Raw genomic sequence first — 17,686 nt, 5'->3', positions numbered from 1 at the left:
GAAGAACAAGCTTTCCGTATAATCCCGGATTTCCCGGTTGATTTTCACTTCCACTTTTATCCCTCCCGGATGAGCAGTCTACGCCTCAGGCTCGTTGCTTTCAGGTTTGAACAGTGTGTCGTCATCAAATGGCACAGGATTGCTCAATAGTTCCACAGCAAGCTGAAAGCCATCCTTCATCCCTTGCAAATATAACCACTCATTGATAATCGATTGTTTAAAATGATGTCTGTCCTCCCAAGCTTCAAATTCAGGCATACGACCAATATCCATACCAACAAACAAGACTTGAAAAGCCTTCTTTTCTTCAGCACGAACACGCTTGAGATCAGGATGATGCTCGAATCGTGCAGAAACGTAGTCCAATCGACCTTGAATAGCTGTTCGAAACCACGGTGGAATTTCCATTACCTGCTTCCCCCCACAACTCTTTTACCTTACCCGCTGCTTCTGCTTGGCTTTCATGTGATGATAGCAGGCTACTAGCTGATCGACCTTCTGACTTTGCTCTTGAAATGCTTGATGGCCGGATAAAGAAATGGATTGCTTTATTAACTGTTCACCAAGCGAATTCAGCTTTCGCCGCTCCTCTTCCAGCTCTCTTAACAATTCGTTCATTTATCCATCCTCCCGTTTTTATTGTGAGAGCCGACATTTTTGAATGAAACACGGTGTATGTTAGAAGACTACTTCGATGGTAAGTTTTAATCTCATTTATGTCAATTGTGTACTCCTCCATAATGGGAGTTATAAACTCAACCCCTGTAAAGAGGTGACGCTTGATGATTGGTTACGATAAAAAGAAGGTGGGGCAACGCATTCGGAAGCAACGAGAGGCATTGGAAATTTCTCGTGAACAACTGGCTGAACGAGTTGGACGGGTCCCAAGATTTTGCGCCGATATTGAACGAGGTAAAGCCGGGATGTCCATTGAAACGATGTTCAGTATTTGCAATTTGCTCAAGCTTTCTCCTAATGAATTGCTCCTGGGTCAAGAGGAGAGCGCCACACCTTACGATGAAACGGCATTGATTATGGCTGCGCTCAATCAATGCACAGAGAAGCAGCGCAAGGATGCTCTGGCGCTATTGAAGCTATTTTTGACCGCAATCCGATAACTCCCATCATTCACAAGGTGATTACAGTCCCATCATTTCGCGCACGATACGATCTGCCATCTTCACCGTACCGACAAGAACGAGCATGTTGAAAATGAGTTCCCCGATATACGTCCACACCATCGTAACCGCGCCCGCACTAGAATCGACGGCTGGAGGAGCGGTAGCAAAGGCGGAATAAATGATACACGCCAGTACAATAATCGCGCCTTCCAGACACGCTGCCGCGTATCCTTTCAGGAACGACTTGCCGATATTTTGGCTTGGCTCCCCCGCAAATGCGGACAGCGGAACGGGGGCTATTGCCGTATACAAATAGATACGGAAAAAGCGCCCGTACACCGAAAGGATCATCACAAAGGATAGCACCGTAATGAACAAACTGCCGAGAATGGTGACGATCCACAGCGGAATGCTTTGCCAGAAGCCAACGTCTTCAATCGCTTGCGCTACCGTATCCGGCAAGGCCATAGCCTCTGTCGTTCCAAACCCGGAGCGTCCCATCATCGTTGAGATGATCCCCTGTACAATCGTAAAGAGAGCCATCATCAACTCCAGACCATAGGTTACGACCGCCTTGGCGAGCACAAAGCGGATAAACAGCTTGACGGCCATCTCCGGCCTTTTCACTTCCGCAAAACTGCCGGTCGACTTCACCACGCCAATCACAAAAAACAAGACCAGAAGCGCCAGTCCCGTCGCCTGCAACGCACCGTGAATATCTGTGATGACACGCCAAACGCCCCCACCCTTAAAATCCGCTGGCGATTGCGTAACGAGGCTCCAGATTTCATTCATCTTATCGTTCCAGGTATCCAAGGCATTTTCGAGGTTGTCGATCACCCAACTGTTTTTTGACACATGCTCACCCCTTCCGTAAACGGGGAACAGACGAAACGTCCGCCCCCCTTCATGCAAAGCTTCAGGCTCATCCGGCAATCAGGGTAAGAATTTCCTTCGTAAACGTAATAATGACCCCTCCGGCGAGCGTCAGAAACCCGTTTGCGCGCTGAGAAGGGTCATGGGATTTTAGCGACAATCCAATTTGAACAATGCCGAAACCGAGAATAATCATGCCAATCGCACGGATTAAACCGAAGATAAAAGTAGACAGGTTGTTGACTGTCGTCATCGGATCGCCCTCTGCATAAGCAGTGGAGACGAATACAGTTCCCGTTAAGATCAGCACGATGTACAGGGCCAGCAGCCGTTTCGTTTTCATTTTCAAGTTCATCATTCCCTTCGTAAAAATAGCGACTCTACTTCTTCTTCCGAAAGAAGTTCATAATCCCCGTCTGCATGAAGGAACACGGATTGCCAGTCCAAAGCGTGTTCCGTGCCGCCATGCTGATAGGGAAGACCGTTACCATCCGTCGTGAGCGAGACATGAGGATGCCTGAGCAAATCATATTTGTCGTCCTGGACTGGATGTTCGCCACGGATAAAGAGCAGGCAAAAGCGGTTATCCAGCAACCTCACCTCGTCTGGTGTGAGCAATTCGCGGCCTGATTGCTGGTAGTTGATCGAGTAGCTGCCGTTTCTCCCCTTACTCTGGCCGTAGGTATTGGTATCAATCGTTTCCTTGCCAAGCAGCTCCGAGACGTATTTGTGGGTAGACTGTTCGTTGCCGCCCAAGTACAAAAATTCGTCGCAGTTGCCCACAATCGATTCCCACGCATCCTTGTACAGCGCCTTGAGTTGCGCTAAATTTTGCAAAATGATAGAAACGGAAATTTCCCGGCTGCGCATCGTGGAGAGCAGCTTGTCAAATTCGTCGGGAAGCGCTACATTGGCGAACTCGTCCATGACAAAGTGAACATGAACCGGCAGGCGTCCGCCATGCCGATAGTCCGCCTCGTACATCAAGCATTGAAAAAGCTGCGTGTAGAGCATGCCGACAATGAAGTTGAAGCTGCTGTCGTTATCGGGAATGACGGCAAACATCGCCGTCTTCTTCTCCCCCATAACGGGCAATTCCATTTCGTCGACCATGCTCATCCCCGCAATCGTATGCAAATTGAACTTCTCCAATCGAACGCCGAGGCCAATTAAAATGGACTTGGCCGTCTTGCCCGCCGCCAGCTTGAAAATGTTGTACTGCTTGACGGCAAGGTGTTCCGGATCGCGCATGGCCAGCCGCTCGAATAGTTCATCGAGCGGGCTTTGGTACGTTTCGTCCTCCTCCCGCACCTCCGCAGCCGCGATCATTTCCATGACCATTGGGAAGTTTTGCTCCTCGGGCGGTGCTTCATATAGGAGGTATAGCACGAGCGCTTCCAGCAAGGCGGTCTCGGATCGCTCCCAAAAGGGATCGTTGGTATTGCTGCCCTTCGGTGTCGTATTGCGGATCAGATTGGTGACCAGCTTGAGAACATCCTTGTCGTCTTGCAAATAGGCGAATGGATTGTAGCCATGCGAACGGTGTTGATTGATGAGATCCAGCACCTTGATGTCATAGCCTTCGGACTTGAGTAGATGCCCGGTATCGCGCAAAATTTCGCCCTTGGGATCGAGCACGACAAAGGACGTATGCGCCTGCATAACGTTCGGCTTGGCGTAAAACCGCGTTTTGCCGGACCCGGAACCGCCGACGACAAGAACATTCAGGTTCCGGCGATGCTTGCGGCCATCCAAGCCGATGCGTACCTGCTGCGTCAGAATCTTATTTTGTTCCGGTTGCTTGTCGCGATACTTGGCATTTATCCGTCCGGCCTTGCCCCATCGTGCGCTGCCATGCTCTTCGCGCCGCCGATAGTTGCGCGGGGACGCCAAGTAGATGCCGACCGAAATCCCATAAATCAACGTGAACAGCAACAAGCTTCGCGGCGTATCCTCGACCCATTGAATCTGGAAGGGATTGTTAATCGCCTCGCTGAGATACAGCAGAAGTGCCGGTAATCCCTTTGACAAAGCGGGGGCGGCAAGCAGCGCCGCCCACACGACCGGAATAAAAAAAACCGCAAAGAGTAAAAGATTACTCCTTGCGGTTTCAGCGCGCCGCATGATGACTCCGGCGCTTTATTTTTTGATAGGGAGCGTCAATCGCTTTGAGCAGTAAATCGTCAACAGGATCGGTCGGCCGCTGCTGGCCGATCAAGTCGTTGCGGAGCGCATTCAAGGCGTTGATGACAATGCCATGCTCGTAATGATCCATTCTCAGGATGCGTTCTTCCTCTTTCATCGCCACTCCTCCCAACAGAAAAATGAAAAGCATGCCACGACTAGCGGATGGAATCGCTGCGATTCGGTTGCTGCTGTCGCTGCTGGGCCAGCATACGGTGTATACGACGGGAAATGTCGTGTGCCGCATCCTTCATCACCGTCAGCTCGGCGCGAATATGCTGCGGCTCCAACTCCTTGAGCCGTTCGTGAACCTGGCCGAAGCGGAAAGAAGCCGTCTCGACGCCGAACTTTTTGCAAAGCATATACGCAGCGCAATAAGCTTGGAAATTGTAATGGGAGCGGCTGTAGTCGTTATGGCCGCGATCAATCTCCGCATGCGCCAACTCCTGTGCGAGCGCCCGAAAAATGTCACTGGCCCCAAGCCCGTGACGTATCACGATGTTTCGCGTATCCGGCTGATAGAGCGCATGAACCTCCGCAGGCAAGGCATCTCCAATCGTAATCGTAACAGGTGAGCGGTCCATCAATGCCTTGATGCGCGTGCGGTCATCCGGGTAGATCGGCGATTCCTTTTTCGGTGCGGTTGTTTGCGCAACATCGAACATCTTCTTGGGGTTGTAGCTGATTGCGGTACTCCCATCTTCTCGCTTGTATTCCTCGCCTGGCTCCAAGATGTAAAATCCGGATTCCTTGCGACGGATATAGACGCCTTGTTCTTTCCAGCTATCAAAATCAGCAATGCGAGTGGCATCCGGGCGCTGCGCGAAAATAAGCAGCGCATTCGCGACGCTGTAGAGATCAAAACGGCTTTGTACGTCCAGATAATGCTGAAATTGTTCGCCGTTTTGCGTAATGGCGGCTGTGGCAGTATCAATCGTCTCATACGTCCACTGCCGCAGTTCTTGCTTTTTTTGCGCCCACGCTTCTTTGTCGAACGGCTGCTCACGCTGACCGGAGGCCGTCGTGACTTGGGGCTGGAATAACTCGTCCAGTTCGCTCATTTCGATTTCCCTCGCTTTCGACTCCCGGCCATCGGAACGGATGCTTTACTGCCGGACGCCGAATTCCCGCGATCTCTGCGCTTAGGCAACGACGGTTCCTGCACCTGCTGCCGCCGTCTGCTCTCTGCCGCCCGGTTTTCCTCCCGAATTTCACGCAGCAATTGGCGGACGGACACTTTTTCCTTCGGCTTTTCAGGGTCAATCGTAACCCTTTCGTATGCCGCGCTGCGCTCGGAGGTAGGCGCGGACGGAGAGGATGGTTCCGTTGTCCTCTCCTCCTGTGTCGGCGGGAGGGGAAGCGGACGCTCCGGTTCCGTTCGCTCGACCTCCCACGCCTCGGCCGCCGGTTGATCGGTTCCCTGCTGCTCGTTTACCGGCTGCACCTCCGCCGCCGGCTCGGGCTTTCCCAACAGATCGTCCAAAAAATCTTCGCTCACTACCGCTCCCTCATTTGAAGCTGGCGACTCGTTGGCTCCTTCTTCGGGTGTCCCGGCATGTTGCTCCGGTGGTTGCGCCGCCCCTTCACGCTCGACCGACTGCTTCTCGCTGCGGGATTTCACAATCTCCTGCTTGATGCTGGCCGTATCTACGGTCGCCAGCTTGAAGCGTTCAACGATTCGGTTGATCTTGGACGCATCCTCGGCCCGTACCATGACGTCGCAAAGCCCGTCCACATTTTTCTTGTCACGCAGCGCGCAATAGAGGACACCATACCGCTTCGCTTCTTTGCAAAACGTCGGCAAGTCTTCATTTCGTACTGCAAATACCTTCAGTTCCTTACCGCTGCGCAGCAAGCTTTCCAAACGAATGCGGCCTCTTGTTCGTTTTTGCCCTTGCAGGGCGGCGAACAAATAAACAGCCAGATGCTTCGCGCCTTCGCCGGAAATTTTCGCCATGACTTCAATGCCACGAAGACTCATGCTGACGACCTGATCGGCCGCCTCGGTTCCGCTGCTCATGGACATTGGCCTCCCTTCGTGTCGATTGGTCTTCCTCGTTACGTTGCAGCTTGTTTGCCAGTTCGTCGGATCGGGCAAGAACGCCCGTACAAAGCCTCACCTCCTTTCGGAGCTTCGCAAGCTGACGGGAAAGTTCGGCAATTTGCGATTTATACGACTCGATTTGCTCGGGAAGCTGACAGCGGCGAAGCCGGTTGTACAGCATTTTGCGGGAGCCGTATCCTTGTCGCAATTCCGTTTGCAGCCCGTCAAGATAACCCGTCAATTGATCCGTATTGAAAATTCGATGACGGCATAACAGCTTGGTTTGCTCCGTGATGGCCGTCAGATATCGTAAGTCTTCGCGCAATAAAAAAGACGTCCGTTTGAGGGACGCGCGGGAATGAGGCAGAATCCCCATCTTGAATAAGTACCGCAGATACAAGGCTTGCAGACCGCTAAATCTACGTCCGATATGCAGGGTACTGCGAACGATGACGGCTCGTCTGCGCCGCGGCAACGGCATCGGTGGCTGACGCTGCGGTAACTGGTTTTGCAGAATACGCTCTTTTATCGCATGCTCCGTGTAATCGTCGCCAAGACTGCGCAATCGAACAAACCGCTCTTTGCCCGGCGGGCGTACCGCCAAATGCTTGACGTTCGACTTCATTTCATAACCCTGCTTCTGAAGGATCGCGAAAAATTGCGTCATCGTCATGGCAGCGGCGATAGCGGCGTCGATGTCCTCGCGTATCAAGCCGCGCCAAGTCGGCTTGCTTTCCTGTTCCGCTCGCCACTCACCGTAATGCTTGGCCTTACCCGGTTCCGGCTGCTCGATGACCGATAAGGCATGCTCCCGGCAAAGTCGATCGGATGTTTGCCGCATCAGCGCGTAAGAGGCTTTGTTATCGTAGTAGCGTTTACCGTCCAGGAACGACACCGCATTAAGTACGAAATGATTGTGCAAGTGCTCCTTGTCCAAATGGGTTGATACAACGACTTCAAAGCGCTCCCCCCATAGCTCCTGCGCCAGTTTGATGCCAATGGCATGTGCCACCTCCGGCGTCGTTTCGCCCGGTGCAAACGCCTGATACCCGTGAAAAGCCACAATGCCATCAGTCTTTTGAAATTGTCGTTTGGTTCGCTGCATTTGCTCGTAAGCGGTAAGCGGATCGCAATTGATCCCGCTCACGTAAAGCTGTTTTTCCGTTTTGGCATCCGCGCTGGTATAAGCGAGCACCTGCTGTAAATCATCATGCGCTACACGCGCTTGATCGGTCTTATCAGGATTGGTGGCGTAATCCAGCACACGCTTGAGGCGGTCGGTAACGTCCCATATTGCGGTTGTCGCCATGTGCGCTGTCCCCTTTACGGTGGATGTACGTTAGAATTTCCTTGTAGCTCGTTTCTCGGTTCCGGTGCGGTCACGGCTTGTTGAATCTGCTGGACGGCGCGGCGCAAGTGGTCTGCTTCCTGCTGAAAAGCCGCTCGATCCAGATGACCTGTCGCATGGGCCTTCGCTGCGAGTTGGTTAAGGTTATTGCCGATGGCGTGAAGCTCGCGCATCATAGCGAAATAGTCCGTTGGCGGCATCGCCTTCGGGACATATCTATTAATCAGGGATCGAATATAACCTTCCTGTGAAAGTCCCGATGTCTTCGCACTCGCTTGGAGCTTTGCGTTTTCATCATGGTTCACCCATACCTGAATGCGAATCGCTCGTCTTCTCATCATGTTCACTCCTTCTTCAAAGGACATGGCTCGCACGAAATAGCTGAATGGTTTCTGCTGTTTCTGAAAGATACCGATCATTGTTGAAACCTATATTCTTATTAAAAGAGCGTGTAGCTGAGGCAGGGGTATTAGGGGCTTGCCCCTAACAAGCGAATTTGGGAGACCAAATTCAGTGCTTGCTGCAACACGAGACATTCGTCTCGCGTCGCCCTGAAGGCACCTGCCGGGAAAAAGGGGAGGGGCATCGAAACGACAAAAAGACGCTGATCGCTCAGCATCATCGAAAAGACATGATTCACTTACAGCCGATCCCCGTACCCATCGCTAACGCGTTAGCTCAGAGCGATGTTTTCGATAAGCTACCAGTTCATCGTTAACATCTTCACCTTTAGGTAGCTCGTCGGAAATGGCATAAGCGGTGCCAAGCAAACGAATAATCATATTTGCCGCTGAACGGCCCGGATCGTTGTTATCTAAATGAAGCACCAGACGATTAACCTTTGGATAGCTTTGCAAATAATGAGTGAGTGCAGCCGGTGTCGTATCTTCATACGTATTTTCTTTTGGACCATATATCCCTCCAAGTGATAATTGATGAGATAAACGCCAGTCCTTTTCAAAGATTGAGGCAAGAGTACAATACGATAACAGATCAATCGAACTCTCAAATACATGCAGTTCAGAGCTGTTCCCAATGGCGGGGATGGAGAACGAATACCGTTTGTCACTACCTGACGCTTCGCTCCTGTATCGGGTTTTGGTTGTTCCTCGAATCGCTGCGTACCGTGGGGAACCTTTCAAATCAAATCCCACAAATACTGCGTTATGGTACATTCGGCTTTCGTAAAGACGTCCCGAGTCGAGACAGAATTCGATTACGTCGCGAGAAATGCCGCGTTTGCGAAGATAAGCGATGACGCGATTCGAATTCTCATACGGTTCGGGAAGCTCCAGCCGCGCATTTGAACCATCCTGCTGAATGGCAGGGGTAGCTGGAGCCATGTGAACGGGTGGATTACCGTCAATTTGCAGCACCGCATCGGGAAACGACATGCCTCTTACTTTAATGAGGTAGTCCAGCGCAGAACGACCGCCGATCCCCCTAGACCACCAGAACCATTTACCGTTGGAGATTTTAAGGCTGTCGTGGGAGCGGGTCGAATAGGCGTTGCGCGAGCACCGCACCAGTTCGTATGGCTCGAAACATTGCAAATAGGTGAGCAGGTCCAATTGCTTTGCACGTTCGATTTGTTCCTTGCTTACATAGCTCATTGCCGTAGTTCCTCTCGAAAAAAGTAAATTAGACACAACGGGCTTTAAAAATCGTGTCTCTTAATTGTAAGGCTGATTTTCTTTCATCCTGCTTCATTTGTTCATCGTGCCTTACCCTTCTTTTTGGGATACAGATAAGCTCTTCTTTCCCTCAACTCTGAAGCGCCTTTCTTTTTCATGAATGCGTCTAACTCGCTTTCATAGACTTGACTGGTCACCCCGTTCGAATCACGGATGTAATAATACGTGTCTCCAAATCAGTTCTTCCCTTTGGATATCAATTCCAATTCCGGCATGGTTTCTCCCTCCTCGGTCGGATCGGTTCCATAACAAATAGGCGGTAGAATCGGGCAAAAGCATCCGCCGCCGCTTGGGATGGCATACAACATGTGCGTACCTCCAGAAATGCGAAAAGGACCCCAAAAGCCGGAGTCCGTTTCGTCCTGTGATTTATACCTTTCCATTGCTGTTATCGCTCTCGATCCGCAACCCGCCGTTCGGGTGCTTCCGGTTCTTCATCCGACACGCTGTCCACGGCTTCGTTTTCCCTTTTGTCCATGTTCAGCAGCACATTTAACTCCGCGAGCCGCGCGGACTTCGTTTGCAATTCCTGCTCCTGCTTGAACGGTGCCTCGATCTGCTCCTTCGCCGTTACCATCTGTTGCTTGAGTGTTGCGAGCTGGTCACGGCAATAGGCGAGCTTATTCGGCAAATCCGACAAGGTGTTGTTTATTCGACTCATATTGCCGCCTGCATCCGGTCCTAACGTAATCGTATGGCCCAAAGCGCCGCGCAGCGTCACCTTGTATTCCTTTGCAAAGCTATCAAACGATAGCCATAAGGAAAAGCCCATGTAACTGCCTGCATCCTGCGGATCGGGAGAGGTCATGCCCTTGCAGGCTTCCAGCAGGGCAACGCCCGCCGTAGCACGTTCCGAGTACGTGTAATCTTTGATGGTCATACCGGGAAAACGGGAATCGTCGCTGCTAGCCTTTTCCGACGCTTGGGCGCGCATGAACAAGGCCACGTCCTGCTCATACCCAGCAATGCGTTCCTCCGTTGACTTGAACTGTTGCGGCAGCATTTTGAGCAGCCGATCCTCCAGCGCATAACGCTGGCTTAAATGATTCGCCTTGAGCAGCTTGAGCTTGGATACCTGGATGTCGAGGTCCATCTTCTCCTTGATGTACGGATTTCCGGTCGCCAGCGCTTTAACTTCAGCATAGGACAAAGCCGTCTCATCAATGTCCTCGGCAGAACGAACCGGCGATTTGCTGGTCATGATCTGCGAGATAAACCGCTGCTTGTTCTCCAGCGTTTGATAGAGGTAAGCGTCAAACGTGTTCTCTGTGACATAACGGAAGATGTGAACCTCGCTGTTCTGGTTGCCTTGCCGAATAATCCGCCCGCTGCGCTGCTCCAGGTCGCGTGGTCGCCACGGACAATCGAGGTCATGAAGCGCGATCAACTTGGTCTGAACGTTCGTTCCCGCACCCATCTTAAACGTCGATCCGAGCAATATGCGAATCTGTCCCGTTCGCACCTTGGCAAACAGTTCCTTCTTCTTCACTTCTGTATTGGCGTCGTGAATGAAGGCGATCTCCTCAACCGGAACGCCTTTCTCCGTCAGTTTTCGCCGCAGCTCGTCGTACACATTAAAGGTTCCGTCCTGCTTAGGAATGGAAAGGTCGCAAAAGACCAGCTGCGCGAGCCGCTGATCCCGACTGTCGGCCCATTGCCGAAAGACGTTATCCGCGCAGGCGCTTACTTTACTGCCTTCGTCATCGGGTAGCATGGCGTTTGCCAGCCGCTGATCGAGGGCCAGCTTGCGTCCGTCGTTGGTGATCTTGAGCATGTTGTCTTCATGCGGCTCTACTCGCTTCGCTCGCACCAGTTCGGCGCGGCTGGCGAGATCCGCGACCATCTCACGCTGAAAATCGCTCGGCGGAACAGCGACGTTGTGGAAGTGGGCTTTGGGAACCGGAAGCTGGAGCATATCCGCTGTCTGAATGTCCGCCACTTCCTTAAAGACGTTCATCAGCTCCGGCAAATTATAAAAACGGGCAAACCGCGTTTTCGCGCGATAGCCCGTTCCTTCCGGTGCCAATTCGATGGCAGTAACTGTTTCGCCAAATGTTGAAGCCCACGAATCAAAGTGCTGCAAGCCTTGCCCGCGGAGCCGCTCGTATTGCAAGTAGCGCTGCATCGTGTACATCTCGGTGATGGAGTTGGAGATCGGCGTACCCGTGGCAAAAATAATGCCCCGTCCCTCGGTCAATTCATCCAAATAGCGGCACTTGGCAAACATGTCCGATGACTTTTGCGCTTCGGTTTGCGATAGCCCGGCGACATTGCGCATTTTCGTATAAAGGAATAGATTTTTGTACGAGTCTGCTTCGTCGACGAACAATCGATCGATGCCGAGTTCCTCAAAGGTAACCACATCATCCTTACGGCTCGTGTCGTTCAGCTTCTCCAGCTTGACCTGCAGCGTCTTCTTTGTCCTCTCAAGCTGCTTGATGGCGTACCGCTCGCCCTTGGCTTCCTTTAGCTCGCGGATGCCGCTGGTGATTTCGGATATTTGCTCGTAAAGCTGTTGCCGCTGGCGCTCCGCCGAGATCGGAATTTTTTCAAATTGCGAGTGGCCGATAATAATCGCGTCGTAATCGCCGGTGGCAATCCGTGCGCAGAACGTCTTCCGGTTCTTCGTTTCAAAATCCTTCTTGGTGGCGACAAGTACGTTCGCGGACGGATAGAGCATCAAAAATTCCGCAGCCCATTGCTCGGTCAGATGATTAGGAACAACCAACATGCTTTTGTTGCACAGGCCCAAATGCTTGCTTTCCATTGCCGCGGCGGTCATCGCAAAGGTTTTGCCCGCGCCGACGCAATGGGCGAAAAGGGAATTGCCGCCGTAGAGCGTTCGGGCAACCGCATTGACCTGATGCTGCCGCAACCGGATTTCCGGGTTCATCCCGGTGAAGCGGATATGACTTCCATCATATTCGCGCGGACGGATGGAATTAAATCGATCATTGTACAGTCGCGTGAGCTGCTCCCGGCGCTGCGGATCTTGCCATATCCAGTCTCGAAACGCTTCCTTCATGGCTTCCTGCTTTTGCTGCGCGATAGCCGTTTCCTGCTTGTTCAGCACCCGCTTTTCCACACCGTTTTCAACGGCCGTATCGAATATCCGTACATCCCGCAGATTCAGCGTGTCTTCGAGAATTTTGTACGCATTGATGCGATTCGTACCGTAGGTGACATTGGCCTTAATATTGTTACTACGATCATCGCTTTTGCCTTTAACGTTCCAGGCTGCTGTGTAGCCGGAATACATCACGTTGATGGAGGTTTGGTACATATACGGCGTATCCACCAGTTCGAAAATGAATGCCCGAATGACTTCCGGCGGCAGCCAGGTTGCGCCCAGTCGTACATCAATCTCGGAAGCGTCCAAGTCCATCGGCTGCACGGCTTCCAGCGCTTTAACATTTTCAGCGTACCGCTCGGCGTCAAAGGCCGCAAACTGTTTGGCAGTGCGCAGCTTTTCACGAACATTGCCCGATAAATACGCATCCGCTGTTTCGTATATCGGTTGTCCTTCTTCGTCCAGATTTTCAGGATTCGGGAAGATCACGCCGCGAAGCTCCTGCACAAGCAGTTCCTGCGCGAGTCCGGTCAACTCTGCCATATACGGCAAATCGACGCGAGCTTTCGTACCGATGGAAACCGCCAGCGCCTCCGAAGCCGTATCCACCTGTTTTATGTTGGTGCGTTGCCGAATGGTACGCTTCGTGAACATATCCGCCTTACGTAGCAACCGTCCTTCCTCATCTATGACTTCCAACGAACAGAGAAGGAAGTACGAGCTGTCATCCGAAAAGGCAAGGCTATTGGCGCGACTGTTAATCAGGCCGTATTGCGTTGTGAACCGTTCGTATTGCGTATCCAGCTTGCGCTGTTGCTCCCTTATCGCTTCGTCGCTGTAATCCTCGGTTTGGTATTCGATCAGTTCGCGCACCGTGTCCCGAAGCTGAATCATGCCCTTGATACGGCCCGCCGCAGTTGCTGATGTTTCAACCGGTCGCATCCGGCTGTTTTCCCGAAAATAGATGCGTCCTTCGACCAGCGCAAAGCTGAAATTACGAACGGACGGGTCGGCAGGCAGGGAGACTTCCTCCTCCTCCGGCTGTTCCTCCCGTTCCAAGTCGAACCACTCCGCATGGATGTTCGCTAGCGCCTCACGCAGCAGCTCGTCCAAAGGAGCGTCCGGGTAGGGACGACAGGTCGTTTCCTGTTGATTGCCGTACATCCGATCATCGTAGGCCATCGTACCAAGCACCATTTCGGGGCGGGCTGCAAAGTAGCTATTCACCGGCACATCCTCTGTCGTAACGCCGAGCGAAAGCCATTCCTCGGTTTGCTCGCTGACAGCCACCATCCGGTCCCGTTTTTGCAAAAACAAAATGTCGGCGGTCACTTCGGTTCCGGCATTCGCCAGGAACGCATTGTTAGGCAGACGCACCGCGCCGAGCAGCGCGGCCCGTTCCGCGATGTATTTTCGGACGGTTGGGTTTTGTTTGTCCATCGTCCCTTTCGACGTAATGAAGGCGACAATCCCGCCTGGACGAACCTTATCCAGCGTCTTCGCAAAAAAGTAGTCGTGAATCAGAAACTTGTGCTTATCGTATTTTTTGTCGGCCACGCCGTAGCTGCCGAACGGCACGTTGCCAACCGCGAGGTCAAAAAAACTGTCCGGCAAGCTGGTCTGCTCGTAGCCGCTGACAGCAATCGATACTTGTGGGTAAAGCTGCCGCGCGATGCGCCCGGTGATGCTGTCCAACTCCACGCCAAACAGCCGAGCGTCCTGAAATGACTCCGGCAATAGACCGAAAAAATTGCCGATGCCGCAAGACGGCTCCAAAATATTACCGCTACGGAAGCCCATCCTCTCCAGGCATTCGTACATCGCCTTGATGACGGTCGGAGATGTATAATGCGCATTCAGCGTGGAGGCGCGGGCGGACGCATATTCCTCCGAGTCCAGTAAATCCCGAAGCTCCGCATATTCCGCTCCCCATTGCGGATTCCCATCATCAAACGCTTGCGGAATCCCGCCCCAGCCCACATAACGGGCAAGCACGGCCTGCTCGTCCACAATCGCCTGACGGTTATCCTTCTCCAGTTGCCCGAGCAGCCGAATCGCTTCCACATTCCATTTGTACTTGGTTTTTGCGCCGCCATGTCCCAATTCGTTGTCCATGATCCGGTAGTTGCTTACCGGAGTCGATTCATGCCGGATCTCGATCTCGGGCGTGTCAGCGGAAGGAGCAACGGGAGATATCCTGCCCCCCTTATCATGTGCCAATTGTGCCGCTTGCTCCGGTTCGTCCACCAGTTCCGTATCCCATTCCGTTTGTTCCGAATCCGATTCCTGCTGGCCGGAAATCAGATGATCGTTCAGTGGATTCTCGCGCAGTATGCGCTCGAAATCCCGGCGATTCATTTCCTGCATGAATAACGGAAATTGAATGTCCTGCAGCACAACCTTTCGCGACTCCAGCTGTGCAATTTCGTACTCGTCCGCACCGATAAAGACTTTGCTGCCCTCCGTATACCCATAGCGCGCCCGAGCCCGGTTGGGCATTTGCTGTGATTCAACCGGCTGCAATTCCGATAGCGGCAGATTGTGTTCCGTCTTTTCCGCCGCGCGCTGCCTGCGCTGCTCCTCCTGCTGCTCGGCATAGGCAGGCAATCGCTCTTCTTCCTGGCGGTTTAGATAACGGCCCGCTGCCAGCAGCTCGCCGATTCGCTTTTGCACCTTGATCCACGGCAACACTACTTTAACGTCCGGGTTCATAATAGAACCTCGTGTCACCGTAATTCCCTTACTATCGTGATTTTCATGAATATCGGTGCCGAGCAGAGCAGGGAGGCGCCCGCCAGTGCCATATTCCCGTTTCAGAAAATCAGCGTTTTCCTGCGCCGATAACGACTGTTGGAAAAATAGCGCGATGCGAAGCTTTCCGCTCTCAAAACCACTTCCACCTTGCAGAACAGCGTCGATGGCCGCTTGAGGAAGTGAAAAAGCGGAGGCTTTTTCGTCCTCCGCTTGCTTCATCCATAATGTCTGCTGCTGAATAGAAGGCACCGATGTACGAGCAGGATCAAACTCGTTAAGGATCATCATGCTGGCGAAATGCCCGGCAATCACCGACCAATCGTAAAAGCTCTGCGCCGTCCGCTGCTCCGCCGATCCCGTCCAAAGATGCAGTACGTTGCGGTACGGCTCAAAACCGGCCTTTATGTCATCATCTAGCGTTAACTCCGTAATTCCCGGAGGGAACAGACTGCGTATATACAGCGTCCGTTCCCGATCTTCCTTATTCACGTCAAAAAAGGCTTCGATAGCCGCCTTGCTCTCGGAAAGCGGCGCGGTGCGAAGCATATCGTTGATGATCGCTTGGTCATGAAAAAACGGAAGACTTCTGTCCTCCGTTTCCCGGTCGTACCATTTTAGTGATAAATCAGCTCCGTGAGAATCAGTTCCTCCGCTTGCTGCTTCAAGCTGTTCATGTGACTTGTCCAGCCCATCGGGTCGGTCGCCTTGTCCGGGGCCGGGTGCTGCCGAGTCAGTTCCTGCATCGTCAGGTCGATCTGCTCCCGTGCTGACCGGTCGATGTCTGCCAGATGCCGGGTCAGTTGCTCCGACAGCATCAGGTGCGCGTAGGTTCCCTTCCGCTGCTCCTTGAGAAACGTCTTGCGCAACATCCCATATTTCCCGATGCTCATCGGTTCGGTCAGCGTCAAGTCGGGCAGCAGGTAATCCCCGCTCGGCGTGTAGGTCAGTTCCATGCTCAATCATCCTTTCGCGTAATTTAGCTTCATTTTGCGGCAAGGATTCTGGCCTTGCAACGGTACGACTCGCCTGTCGCTCTTTTTTTTCGCTGCTCATCGCGGCGCATCGCCCGAACGGTGGATTCAATCTCGCGCAGCATCGTTTCAGCTACATCGCTGATCGCCGCGCCCAAATGTGACAGCGCAGGGAGCGTATTGAAATAGCCGACACCGGACAAATCGTCAACGCTGATGTAATGGGAGGGTTCCAGACCGCAGCGTGTCAGCGCCATAAAGGTGACCGCGTGTTGAGCGGCTTCCTTGAACAACAGTTCCACATGCGGCTCATCCAGTTCTTCCAGCAGGCTGTTGTCGCGTTCGGCAAGCAGCATCCGCACGTAATCGGCGCTGTGATCCTCCACCGCGTTTCGGGCAGCAGACCACAGCGTGTCGACCAGTTCCATACCAGGCTCTCGTTCACTGCCAAACGCATTTTCCAGCGTTTCGATGACGGCTTCCGTATCCGGCTCCTCCATGCGCCATAGGGAGATGGGTTGTCGGCTGCGGCTCTGCGTGTCCGACACATCGAAGACATGACGCAGCCCCAGATGACTGCCCCGATCCTCGATCAGCGCGATGCCTTTTGCGCCGCGCTTTACCAAACGGTTCAACCGCTTGTTCCAGATTTCAATTGAAGCACAGGCCGTAGCATCGGGGCGCTGCGCGTAAATCAAAAGTTGATCTTGAAACGGATACTTGTAGTTCCAGGCTGCCGTTCGCAGAAAATCGGCCCAGCGCTCGGGGTGATCCGAAACCGCATGGGCCGTACTGGCGGCAAGCTCAGCCATTCGCTGCAACTTGGCTGTCAAAGGTCGCACCTCCTCATACGAAGGTAATTTGGTTCGTCAGACGAATGCCTTCCTCGGAATATCTTGGCGTGAGCCGAATAAGTCCATTTTGCTGAAGCCGATGCAGGTTGCGACGCACAGCAGAAATGGAAAGACCCACCTCTGATGCAAGTCGCCTGGACGAAAGCAGTACCGCGCCGTTTCGCCCGCCTGCACGATCCAGCAAATAGCTGTACAGCAGCTTCGCTGCAGGGGGAATAGATGCTCCGGTCAGCAACCGGTAACGGGCAAGATCATTCATAGAAGTGCATCCTCCTATCGTTCCAGTTCAGACTTCTGCTTTAGTGGTACCGAAGAAGGGGAATGGAGGGGCGACGACAATTCATTTATTCGCTCCGGCCGAGTGAAACAATATAAATAAAAGTTATAGTCGCCGGCACGCGGAAAGCATCGCAGATAGTAACGATGCTTTGCCGTCTGTAAACAAAAGCCATAGACATCGCTGTGCCGCGCGCTTGGTAGACGGGCCTCTGGATGTTTTATACAAAAATCGTGCATGCCACTGCGGTTTTGAAGCAGCCCCTGTTCCGCCAACGCTTGAATGACCGCTCCAAGCTCCTCCCGAAAATCAGGAGTTTTCAACGAAGAGATATGTTCGAACCAAGTCGCCCAGAATGCCTCCCCATCTTTGCCGAAATCACCGCGCACATGCCCAATACAACCGCGCTCCGTATCCTTCTCGATGGAGGCGGAATAAAAATAAGCCTCATCCTCAGATGTGGCAATCTTCAGCTTCTCAATCATGCTCTTTT

16 protein-coding genes and 1 pseudogene are annotated in these 17,686 nt (G+C 52.8%); 1 reads left to right on the top strand and 16 read right to left on the bottom strand.

Annotated elements, in window-relative coordinates; translation table 11 throughout:
• Window positions 1-78 precede the first annotated feature (78 nt).
• Together BN871_RS26440 and BN871_RS01575 are read right to left on the bottom strand one after the other, a co-directional pair.
• Window positions 79-408, bottom strand: a complete 330-nt coding sequence (locus tag BN871_RS26440) for a hypothetical protein (protein ID WP_021877386.1) — start codon at window positions 406-408, stop codon at window positions 79-81.
• Window positions 409-432: 24 nt separating this feature from the next.
• On the bottom strand, window positions 433-618 hold the full coding sequence (locus tag BN871_RS01575) for a hypothetical protein (protein ID WP_021877385.1): 186 nt from the start codon (window positions 616-618) through the stop codon (window positions 433-435).
• A gap of 164 nt (window positions 619-782) precedes the next feature.
• Here BN871_RS01575 and BN871_RS01570 point away from each other — a divergent pair, with 164 nt between their 5' ends.
• The gene (locus BN871_RS01570; RefSeq protein WP_036684668.1) at window positions 783-1,118 is read left to right on the top strand and encodes a helix-turn-helix domain-containing protein; all 336 of its coding nucleotides are present in this window, start codon (window positions 783-785) and stop codon (window positions 1,116-1,118) included.
• Window positions 1,119-1,139: 21 nt separating this feature from the next.
• Here the strand turns inward: BN871_RS01570 and BN871_RS01565 are convergent, their stop codons facing one another.
• From BN871_RS01565 to BN871_RS01500, 14 genes and pseudogenes are all read right to left on the bottom strand, one after another.
• Entirely contained in the window at window positions 1,140-1,916 is a 777-nt protein-coding gene (locus tag BN871_RS01565) for a hypothetical protein (protein WP_048744050.1), read from the bottom strand.
• A 130-nt stretch (window positions 1,917-2,046) separates the two neighbouring features.
• Entirely contained in the window at window positions 2,047-2,352 is a 306-nt protein-coding gene (locus BN871_RS01560) for a hypothetical protein (RefSeq protein WP_043111276.1), read from the bottom strand.
• Window positions 2,352-4,121, bottom strand: a complete 1,770-nt coding sequence (locus BN871_RS01555; RefSeq protein WP_048743973.1) for a VirD4-like conjugal transfer protein, CD1115 family — start codon at window positions 4,119-4,121, stop codon at window positions 2,352-2,354. Before BN871_RS01555 ends, BN871_RS01560 begins: the two co-directional genes overlap by 1 nt.
• The gene (locus BN871_RS01550) at window positions 4,108-4,299 is read right to left on the bottom strand and encodes a hypothetical protein (protein WP_021877380.1); all 192 of its coding nucleotides are present in this window, start codon (window positions 4,297-4,299) and stop codon (window positions 4,108-4,110) included. The genes BN871_RS01555 and BN871_RS01550 overlap by 14 nt, the downstream gene beginning before the upstream one ends.
• 40 nt (window positions 4,300-4,339) lie before the next feature.
• On the bottom strand, window positions 4,340-5,242 hold the full coding sequence (locus BN871_RS01545) for a hypothetical protein (protein WP_048743968.1): 903 nt from the start codon (window positions 5,240-5,242) through the stop codon (window positions 4,340-4,342).
• Window positions 5,239-6,201, bottom strand: coding sequence for a PcfB family protein (locus tag BN871_RS01540; protein ID WP_069202417.1), 963 nt, complete (start codon window positions 6,199-6,201; stop codon window positions 5,239-5,241). The genes BN871_RS01545 and BN871_RS01540 overlap by 4 nt, the downstream gene beginning before the upstream one ends.
• Window positions 6,143-7,534, bottom strand: coding sequence for a relaxase/mobilization nuclease domain-containing protein (locus BN871_RS01535; RefSeq protein WP_021877805.1), 1,392 nt, complete (start codon window positions 7,532-7,534; stop codon window positions 6,143-6,145). Before BN871_RS01535 ends, BN871_RS01540 begins: the two co-directional genes overlap by 59 nt.
• Window positions 7,535-7,548: 14 nt before the next feature.
• Entirely contained in the window at window positions 7,549-7,992 is a 444-nt protein-coding gene (locus tag BN871_RS01530) for a plasmid mobilization protein (protein WP_021877804.1), read from the bottom strand.
• Window positions 7,993-8,238: 246 nt separating this feature from the next.
• Complete coding sequence (locus BN871_RS01525; protein ID WP_048743965.1) at window positions 8,239-9,186, bottom strand: DUF3991 and TOPRIM domain-containing protein; 948 nt, start codon at window positions 9,184-9,186, stop codon at window positions 8,239-8,241.
• A 469-nt stretch (window positions 9,187-9,655) separates the two neighbouring features.
• Window positions 9,656-14,473, bottom strand: a pseudogene (locus BN871_RS01520) (helicase-related protein); the annotation flags it as partial.
• 1,232 nt (window positions 14,474-15,705) lie between these two features.
• A complete protein-coding gene (locus tag BN871_RS28750) occupies window positions 15,706-16,044 on the bottom strand; it encodes a TnpV protein (protein WP_048743963.1) in 339 nt (112 codons plus the stop codon).
• Between the two features lie 29 nt (window positions 16,045-16,073).
• Window positions 16,074-16,895, bottom strand: a complete 822-nt coding sequence (locus BN871_RS01510) for a hypothetical protein (protein ID WP_048743961.1) — start codon at window positions 16,893-16,895, stop codon at window positions 16,074-16,076.
• Window positions 16,896-16,908: 13 nt separating this feature from the next.
• Window positions 16,909-17,175: a helix-turn-helix domain-containing protein gene (locus BN871_RS01505; RefSeq protein WP_048743959.1), complete on the bottom strand. Its 267-nt coding sequence runs from the start codon at window positions 17,173-17,175 to the stop codon at window positions 16,909-16,911.
• Window positions 17,176-17,189: 14 nt separating this feature from the next.
• Entirely contained in the window at window positions 17,190-17,678 is a 489-nt protein-coding gene (locus BN871_RS01500) for a hypothetical protein (protein WP_021877799.1), read from the bottom strand.
• Between the last annotated feature and the right edge of the window lie 8 nt (window positions 17,679-17,686).

The organism is Paenibacillus sp. P22 (genome assembly GCF_000469945.2).
In the GTDB taxonomy this organism is placed as follows: Bacteria; Bacillota; Bacilli; order Paenibacillales; family Paenibacillaceae; genus Paenibacillus_O; species Paenibacillus_O humicus.
The sequence above is the reverse complement of the archived record's forward strand: the minus strand, read 5'-3'. Positions and strand labels throughout refer to the sequence as shown.